The organism is Synechococcus sp. R55.8 (assembly GCF_047461895.1).
Lineage (GTDB): Bacteria > Cyanobacteriota > Cyanobacteriia > Thermostichales > Thermostichaceae > Thermostichus.
Genome location: NZ_JANSIB010000114.1, coordinates 1 through 8,707 on the forward strand (window position 1 = coordinate 1; position 8,707 = coordinate 8,707).

Consider the following 8,707-nt stretch of genomic DNA (forward strand, 5'->3'; position numbering starts at 1 on the left):
TAAGTGGCAGTCAAAAAGGGCCTGGGACAGACCAGACCCTCTGTATTGAAAGTTGAAGTTAACAAGATTCAAGCCGAATATCAGGCCGGCTCCGCCAGATTGATCGTCGGGTTGCGGTCGAAGAAGCCCCAAGGTATCAGCTTAAAGCCCGTTCTGTGTACAGGCATCACCGGCCAATCCTCTGGGCGCGGCACATGGGAAACGCCCAAGGAATACCAAACCACCAGATCCTCCCCTTCTAGAGGTTGGTCGTCGCTCACCCACTTCGGCAATCCTTCTCCAGGCCCGCTTTGGTTGGGATAAGGGCCAGCAGCATACAGTTCGCCGGGCTGGTAGTGGGTAGCCCAGAAGTGGTGGGTGGCAAATCCGGCCCGCTCCCGCACGTTGGATCCCTCGACCGGCAGGAACATGGCATTGGGGCCGGGCATGAGGGCGTAGCCGGTAGGAGCGCCGAGGGCGTTGGTCTTGCTGCTGGAGACGATGACCCACTTACGGCTGCTGGCCATGTTCAAGTCCCGTACGGCCTCTTTTTCGCTGAGCAAATGCTTCTCCTCCATGATGAAGGCGTTGCCTGCCGGGTTGTCGGGGCTTTGGGGCAGGGGCTTGAGGTTCATCTCCATAACGGCATTGTCGGTGCCATCCACATCCATATCCAGCCGGAAGCTGAAGTAGTGCTGGTGGTTGGTACCGCCCACATTGGGTGCCATCAGGGGGGCAAAGGGATCCGCGTCAGCAGTCGTCACAGCATCTGTACCCTTGGCCAAGACGATTCCGGTCAGATCTGCCTGCACTTCAAAGGTGCCATCCTGGTGAAACACCCAGCTAATGCCGTAGTCGTAATTGCCGATGGCGGCGGTCATGGTCATGACCAACTCACGGCTGCGGCGCACATCGTTGCGCTTTGTGTTGTACTCGTAGTGCTTCCAGAGCATGCCGTTATCCCGCTCGTAGAGGCCAATCACCCCCGGCATCACGTAGGGCTCCCCATCGTTGTCGGCAAAGACGGCATCCAGCAACAGGCCGTTCTCCGGTACCTCCTTGCCCAGCTCCATGGTGTTGGCGAGCAAGCCAAAGTTGTATTCCCCCACATCAAAGGCGTTGCGGAAATACCAGGTTTCATCGGGATCCCCGTAGGGCACCACCATCTCCGAGAGGCTCACCCGGTAGAACACAGGCCGTTCTTCTTCTCCCTCTTGGTAGCGAGCAGTGTAGAGCACCAATCCCTCGCGCGGGTGCATCAGGTAGCGGAACTTCCAGCCTTGCCAGGTGATCTCGTTACCCTTGATGTCGTAGCTGGCGCCCTCGGGGTGGGTAATTTTTAGAGGTTTGGGGGCGGGGCGAACGCTGCCCAGAGAAGCGAGGTCGTAGTCAAAGCTCTCTTTGGAGAAGGCCACAAGGGTGTCATCGTCGATCAGCTTTGAGACTTTTCCCGTGTTCAGGTTCACAGTGGCCAAAACCCCTTCAATGGGGGCACCGTAGTAGTTCCAGTTGTCGCCTTTGTAGTAGGAAATGCCGCGACAGAAGCGATTTCCGGAGGCTTTTTCCTCTTCGCTCAAGTTGCCCGGCGCCCAACAATCCACAGCCACGCGGTCGAAATCGGTGATCCCCCGCTTGCGCATTGCCTCTTGCCAGCCGGGATCCGCCTTCACCACTTCTGCGGCCAACCCAAACTCGCTGCTCACCATCGCCGGTTGCACACCGGTCACTTCCGTCCAGCTAACCAGCTTGTTTTCCATCAGGTCGACAATGGCTTCGTGGGTGCGGTTGGCCTTCGGTTCGTAAACGATGGCAAAAGCTTCTCGGCGAAAGGGATCCCCCGGCTGAAAGCTGAGCACCTCGGCTTTGTCGGGCTCCCGCAGATCGATCAGCACAAAGGTGGCATCCTCGGCCAAGTTCTCGGCCTTGCGGATAACGCTGGCCGTCATTTTAATTTCCTCGGCAGTCAGGGGATCCAGCGGGTGAGAGGCCTTGGGGGATCCCGGCGAACTGGCGATGGTCAGAGCTACAATACCGACGCCAAATACAACTGTGATAACCAATATCTTTAGCCAACGTGGCCACTGCCGCCCAATGTTCAACATGGATAAACCCCCTTTTGGGTATGCGGATGGGGTGAGGATTGCCGGCCAAGCCCACCCCTCTAAAGTGGCCTCATTCAAGCATATGGACGGGGTTACAAGTGCATCCAACGCTACCAAGTCCGCTGCCGGCCTCTGCCTTATCCCATAAAAAACCCCACGCCAAAGGCATGGGGAGAATGCATGACGGGAATCCGGCTCTCCTACACCCTGAGGTCAAAAAGCCCTGAATAGGTGGCAACAGCCCTCATCCCGCTTCAAACCGGAGTTGTTCGGGATCCACATAATAGCAGCGGGCATTGTCAGCACAGATCAACGCCCAGCCATTTTGGTCAGCCTCGACCAAAGTATACTCAGACTGGGGGATGAAGTGGCCTTGGTGGTTTCGGGTATCGCTCTTAACCCAAACGGTCTGACGGTTCATCTTAAAGTTCCTCCCATCTGCAGTCAAAGGGGTCAAAAAAGTGAGGTTGGAAAACGGGACTCGATTCAGTGGCTATGGAAGCGGCGGCAGTGCAACACCACTGCAATATAAATATAATGAAGTGCAGCCACCGCCGAGCTAAGCATCTCGCGCCAGCCCGGAGTTCAATCTCATCAATCAACTGAGGCCGGGGAAGAGAAGCGACGAGAGCTAACCCCTATCGATAAATGGATCCCATATTGCTATTGGGTACAAGAAGTTTAGCACCAACTCCATGAGAACATCGCTAAGAGTTGTAGATTAAAATAAAAAGCTCTAGATTTTCCTAAAGTCTTGTTGCAAAACAAGGAATAGGGTCACTTAATCTTCTTCAAAGAGCCAGTTGTAAATCTTGCTCAAGTGGGGCCAAGCAGGACGGCGGTTCCCTCCCTCCTTCAGGTTGGATTTGACACCCTCAATCTGCTCGGGATCCCGTGCCAAGATTTGCTTAATGGCCTCCACCTGCTGGCGTACCCCGGTTTTTTTCAGCTCCAGCATGGCTAGGGTCAGATTCACACGGGGCTGGGCATCCACCGGATCCAACTTCACAGCAGTCTGGGCGGCCTTCAGAGCTTTTTCCGCCTGCCCCTCCAGAAGGTAGAGCCAGGACAAGCACGTCCAAGCCGCCGCCGCCTTTGGGGATCCCTTACAGATTGACTCAAAAGAGGGAATTAACGTCTTGGCTGCTTCCCCGGATTCATAGCGCCGAATCCCTTCCTGAAACAATTCTTCAATTTTTTGGCTCATCTCCCCCAACCCAGCACATCAACCTATTGACAAAATCGACAAGCTACCCGTGTAGGGTCGCTCTTGCCTGCTCGCTCATCTGTTGTAGCGCACTGCCGCTGGGGAGAGGGATCCCTTCTCCTTCAGCCAGCCAGAGCCAATACTCGATATTGCCGGCAGGGCCAGTGATGGGCGACCACGTGTAGCCTTGCACCTGCCAGCCCTGGGCCACGGCCGAGCGCATCACCGTCTCCAGCACGCGGGCATGGACAGCCGGATCCCGTACCACCCCCTTTTTACCCACCTGGTCTCGGCCCGCCTCAAACTGGGGCTTCACCAGCAACAGCGCCTCCCGTGGGAAACGCAACAGGTTCCACAGCGGAGCTAGCACCTTAGTCAGGGAAATAAAAGACAGGTCTACCACCGCCAAATCCGGCCAGCTCTGGGGAGGTGCCTCGCTTCCGTACAGATCCTCCGGCTGCAGATGGCGCAAGTTGGCCCGCTCCTTTAGGATCACCCGCGCATCCGTTCGCAAAGACCAGGCCAGTTGCCCATAGCCCACATCCACTCCGTAGACCCGCTGGGCTCCCCGTTTCAACAAGCAGTCTGTAAAACCTCCTGTGGAAATGCCCGCATCCAAACAAATACGACCCTGCACCTGAACAGGAAAAGTTTGCAGCGCCCCCTGTAGCTTTTCTCCCCCCCGTGAGACAAAAGCAGGCCCAGACTGGACTTGCACCGCTGGATCCCCGCTCACCCAGGTTCCAGGCTTTTCCGCCCGCACCCCATTTAGAAAGACTTCTCCTGCCAAAATGGAGCGTTGCGCTTGCTGGCGTGAGGAAAAATATCCGCGCTCCACCAACCAGCTATCCAGACGCACCCGCTTGGCCATCTCGCCGGTGCCTCACCTTGCATAGATCTTCCCGCCCATTAGAATAGGCGAGCGGGATCCCAACTGACCAGAATTGAGGGATCGCCAACAGCAGATTAGCCGAACCGTCCGCTCACGTACTCTTCCGTTTCCCGATGGGCGGGAGAGTTAAAGATTTTCTCAGTGCGGTTAAACTCCACCAGCCGTCCGTAGCGAAACCCCTCTTCGTCGACTTCAGTGTTGAAGAAGGCGGTAAAGTCGGAGACCCGCGCTGCCTGCTGCATGTTGTGGGTAACGATAATGATCGTGTAGCGACGGCCCAGTTCCTTGAGCAACTCCTCAATGCGCAACGTGGAGATTGGATCCAACGAGGCACAAGGCTCGTCCATCAGGATCACCTCTGGTTGGATGGCCAAGGTGCGGGCAATGCAGAGGCGCTGCTGCTGTCCCCCCGAAAGGGAGAGGCCGCTCGTCTTCAACTTGTCTTTCACCTCGTCCCAGAGGACGGCCTGACGCAATGCGCGCTCTACCAGCTCATCCAAGTCTCCTTGGTAGCCGTTGACCCGTGGCCCAAAGGCAATGTTGTCGTAGATGGACTTCGGGAAGGGGTTGGGCTTTTGGAACACCAGGCCAACTCGCCGCCGCACTTCAGCAGGATCTACATCGGGATCGTAGATGTTTTTCCCGTGAAAAATTACGGATCCCTCTACTCTCGCCCCCGGGATCAGATCGTTCATGCGGTTAAAGCAGCGCAGCAAAGTACTCTTGCCGCAGCCGGAAGGGCCAATAAAAGCAGTGATGTGATTCTTGGGAATCTTCAGAGAAACCTGCTTCACCGCCAAATGAGAGCCGTAGTAAACACTGACTGCTTGCGTTTCCAGCTCAACAGTTAACTTGGCAGACTTCTTAGAGGAATCAGGAGTGCCGGGAAATGGAGGGCGCATAGGAATATCAGAGGTAGACGTTGCTTCAGAACCCAAACTCAAAATCGAAGAATAGTGAGGCAAAAATCTCAGAAGAACCAGATCAGATAGTAATGGTTTCCTGACGACGACTCAGCAGCAGCCGGAAACTGATCGTGGTGATCAAAACCAGAATCACCAAAGCCAAGGCTCCTCCCCAAGCAATTTTCTGCTGGTTCTCGAAGGGAACAATGGCAAAGTTGTAGATCAGCACCGCTAACGAGGCTACTGGCTTCAGCAGACCATCAGGCCATAGAAAGCTGAACAGAGCAGTAAAAATTAGAGGTGCAGTCTCCCCAGCTGCTCGGGCAATGGCCAAGGTCACTCCCGTCAGAACGACCGGCAAAGCAGCTGGCAAAACGACCTGAAACACAGTCTGCACCCGCGAAGCTCCCAAGGCGTAGGCGGCAGCCCGAGTGTCCGCCGGCACCAAGCGCAGAGCCTCCTCGCAGGAGAGGATGATGATCGGCAAAGTCAATACCGATAGAGCTACTCCGCCAGAAAGGGCAGAAAAGGTCTTGGTGGAAAGCACCAGCACCCCATAGGCGAACACGCCAGCGATGATGGAAGGAACCCCCGTCAGCACTTTGATAATGAAACGCAGAGATGATGCTGTAGAACTGTTCTGGCCGAACTCCGAGAGATAGATCGCAGCAAATAGACCAATAGGGAAAGTGATTGTAATGGCAATCGATACCACAATGATCGTTCCCAGCACAGCGTTGCCAAAGCCGCCTACCTGATCGCCAGGAGGAGGAGGAAGCTGGGTTAAGGTCTGCCAATTGAAGCGCTCAATGCCATTGACGAAAACATAGTAAAGGATGGAAGCGAGCACAAAAATCGCAAAAATGCTGGAAGCAAAGATCAGGCCTGTCATCACCCAGTCCAGCACGACGCGCTTGGATCTGACTTTGCGTTTGAATAAATTGGCCTGTGCTGCCACTTGTGTCGCCATGTTCCTCTACTCCCGAGAAGCCGTCAAAGCAAACTTGACCTGACGAACCATCAGCTCAGCGATGATGTTGACCACCAGCGTAATGACCAGCAAGATCAAAGCCGCATACATCAGAGCCGAGATCTGCTCGTCGGCTGCTTCTGCAAACTCGCTGGCCAGCAATGCAGGGATGTTGCTGGCAGGGGCCAAAAGCGAGACTCTAATCCCCCGCGCATTGCCAATCAGCATTGCCACCGCCATGGTCTCGCCCAGGGCGCGTCCCAAACCCAGCACCACAGCCCCCAACATACCCCCAATCGCAGCCGGTAGTACCACTCCAAAAATGGCTTCCCATCGCGTAGCCCCCATCGCATAGGCAGCCGCGCGCAGCTCAGGAGGAACAGCCACCAAAACCTCTCTGGCGATGGCCGTGATGATGGGGATGATCATGATCCCCAAGACAACCCCTGCCGTCAGCATCCCCGGCCCAATCGGTGGTGTGCTGAAAATGGGAAGCCAATTGAAGTTCTCGTACAGGAACATCTGAACGGGGCGGAAGAAGGGGATGAAGACAAACAATCCCCAAATGCCGAACACCACACTGGGAATAGCCGCCAACAGCTCAACCACAATGATCAGAGCCAGACGCAAGGACTTCGGAAGAAAATCCTCGCTCAGAAAAATAGAGATGCCAAAGCTAAAAGGAACCCCCACAATCAGAGCGATGAGAGAAGTCACTAGCGTGCCGTAGATCTGTGGCCAGGCCCCATAGATATCCTCGACCGGATCCCAGGTGGTGTTCCAGAAAAAGCTTAGTCCAAACCTGTCTATAGCAGGTAAAGACTGAATGCCGATCTCCAGAGCAATCCAGAGCAGCAGGAAGGCCGAGAAAAACACGGCAATCCGCGTAGCCCAGATAAAAACCTGGTCGCGCCGGCGCTGGAAAACCGGCCGAGGCCGAAACATAGAACTGCTGTCAGAAAAAAAGGTATTCATCCGCCTGAAGCCAGAAGTGGTTGGTAAGAGTTTTTACGGGGTAATGCCTTCCAGCGCAGCCAGAGCTTTTTGCCGCGTTTCTTCCGGCAGAGGGACATATCCCAACTGCTCAGCGAAAGCCTGCCCCTCAGTAAGGCCGTAGCGGAGAAACTCTTTAACGGCCTTGGAAGTCTCGGCTTTGGGGTAAACCTTGTAGGCAAGGATCCAGGTGTAGCCCACAATAGGGTAAGAGTCTTCCCCAATAGGATCCGGATCGACCCCCAGCAAACGCTCGTCGAGCTGAATTCTGGCCAGCGCCGCTTTCTCCGTCTCGACGTTGGGAGTTACAAACTTGCCTGCCCGGTTTTCCAGACGGGCAATGTTCAGGTTGTTGAGCTTGGCAAAGCCGAATTCCACGTAGCCAATCGAGCCAGGAATTTGCTTGATCTGCTCGGAAACCCCTTCGTTCCCACGCGCCCCTACGCCGGTTGGCCAGTTTACCGAAGGGCCGCGACCCACCTTTTGCTTCCACTCTGGGCTAATAGCGTTGAGGTGAGTGGTGAAGATATCGGTGGTACCACTTCCATCAGAGCGATGCACGACGGTAATCGGCAAATCCGGGAAAGTCACCTGTGGGTTAAGGCCAGCCAGCAGGGGATCGTTCCAGTTCTTGATCTTGCCCAGGAAGATATTCGCCAGTGCCAGGCGGGAAAGGCGGATTTCGGGGCCCACCCCAGGAATGTTGTACGCTGCAACTAACGCTCCGCCCACCATGGGTACAGAAACCATCCCTTTGGGAGGGTTAGCCTCATTCTCAATTTGGTTGATCTGTTCAGGACGGGGCACGCTGTCAGTGGCACCGAAATCGACCGTGCGGGCTACAAACTGCTGACGACCCGCACCGCTTCCTACAGACTGATAGTTGACCTGGATGTTAGGGTTTTTCTTGCCAAACTCTTGGGCCCAAGTTTGATAGATAGGGGCCGGGAAGGTCGCCCCAGCGCCATTGATGGTGATGGTCTTCTGAGCAAACACCCGCTGCCAATTCGCCTGGCTAGCCGCAAAGCCGGCAACAGTGGCAGATAGAAACTTCAGGAAAGAACGACGCTCCAAGGGGTGCAACATCACCATACAGATCTCCTCTCCCAGATGAAGATAAAATCCTAGCCCAGATCTAAAAAAGGCTACTTCACTCGAGAACCTTACCCAACCCAATCAAAACTCGTCGGGCTGGGTATGCCACTACCGCCTGGAAGCTTGGAGGCAACCCTCAAGCTAACCCTGCGATCCTCAACAAGCCTTCAACCAATCGCAACATCCCAGGGATCCCTTTGAGCACGCAGGGTTCCCTCGGGAACGCTCCATTGAAGACTTCGCCAGTCCGCGCAGCTACTATAACGTAAAGGCAGTTGTTTTTAGTTAAAACGAGGTTAAGCCCAGGTTATCTCTGGGGATATCCGCCAAATGTTGCAAACCCCTCAAGGGATCCCCTTTGGTGTCAGCCACTCCCTATCCTGGATTGGGTATCTCCCAAAACAGAGAACTTCCGCCTTTTGAGTTTGGAAAGATGGCTTCTTCATCTTCCCGCCAAGGTTCAGAGCTGGAAGAGGACTCTAGAGACCTGCCAATCGGGAATAAGCTCTGAGAAGGGATCCCCTATGCCGACGGGCTGGTGGCTATGGCACTCTGGGCTGACGA

The 8,707-nt window shown here is 55.2% G+C and carries 7 protein-coding genes; all 7 read right to left on the bottom strand.

Features of this window, described 5'->3' with window-relative positions; genetic code table 11:
- Positions 1–80 precede the first annotated feature (80 nt).
- On the bottom strand, positions 81–2,081 hold the full coding sequence (locus NW829_RS10795; protein ID WP_414355866.1) for a primary-amine oxidase: 2,001 nt from the start codon (positions 2,079–2,081) through the stop codon (positions 81–83).
- Between the two features lie 781 nt (positions 2,082–2,862).
- The gene (locus NW829_RS10800) at positions 2,863–3,288 is read right to left on the bottom strand and encodes a hypothetical protein (protein ID WP_414417062.1); all 426 of its coding nucleotides are present in this window, start codon (positions 3,286–3,288) and stop codon (positions 2,863–2,865) included.
- Positions 3,289–3,331: 43 nt separating this feature from the next.
- Entirely contained in the window at positions 3,332–4,159 is an 828-nt protein-coding gene (locus tag NW829_RS10805) for a TlyA family RNA methyltransferase (protein ID WP_414417063.1), read from the bottom strand.
- A 95-nt stretch (positions 4,160–4,254) separates the two neighbouring features.
- Complete coding sequence (gene pstB / locus NW829_RS10810) at positions 4,255–5,082, bottom strand: phosphate ABC transporter ATP-binding protein PstB (protein ID WP_414388053.1); 828 nt, start codon at positions 5,080–5,082, stop codon at positions 4,255–4,257.
- An 82-nt stretch (positions 5,083–5,164) separates the two neighbouring features.
- A complete protein-coding gene (gene pstA / locus NW829_RS10815) occupies positions 5,165–6,055 on the bottom strand; it encodes a phosphate ABC transporter permease PstA (protein ID WP_414417064.1) in 891 nt (296 codons plus the stop codon).
- Between the two features lie 6 nt (positions 6,056–6,061).
- The gene (pstC, locus tag NW829_RS10820) at positions 6,062–7,000 is read right to left on the bottom strand and encodes a phosphate ABC transporter permease subunit PstC (RefSeq protein ID WP_414388051.1); all 939 of its coding nucleotides are present in this window, start codon (positions 6,998–7,000) and stop codon (positions 6,062–6,064) included.
- Positions 7,001–7,063: 63 nt separating this feature from the next.
- Positions 7,064–8,140 carry a phosphate ABC transporter substrate-binding protein PstS gene (pstS, locus tag NW829_RS10825; protein WP_414417065.1) on the bottom strand — a complete coding sequence of 359 codons (1,077 nt, stop codon included), beginning with the start codon at positions 8,138–8,140 and terminating at the stop codon, positions 7,064–7,066.
- Positions 8,141–8,707: the final 567 nt, after the last annotated feature.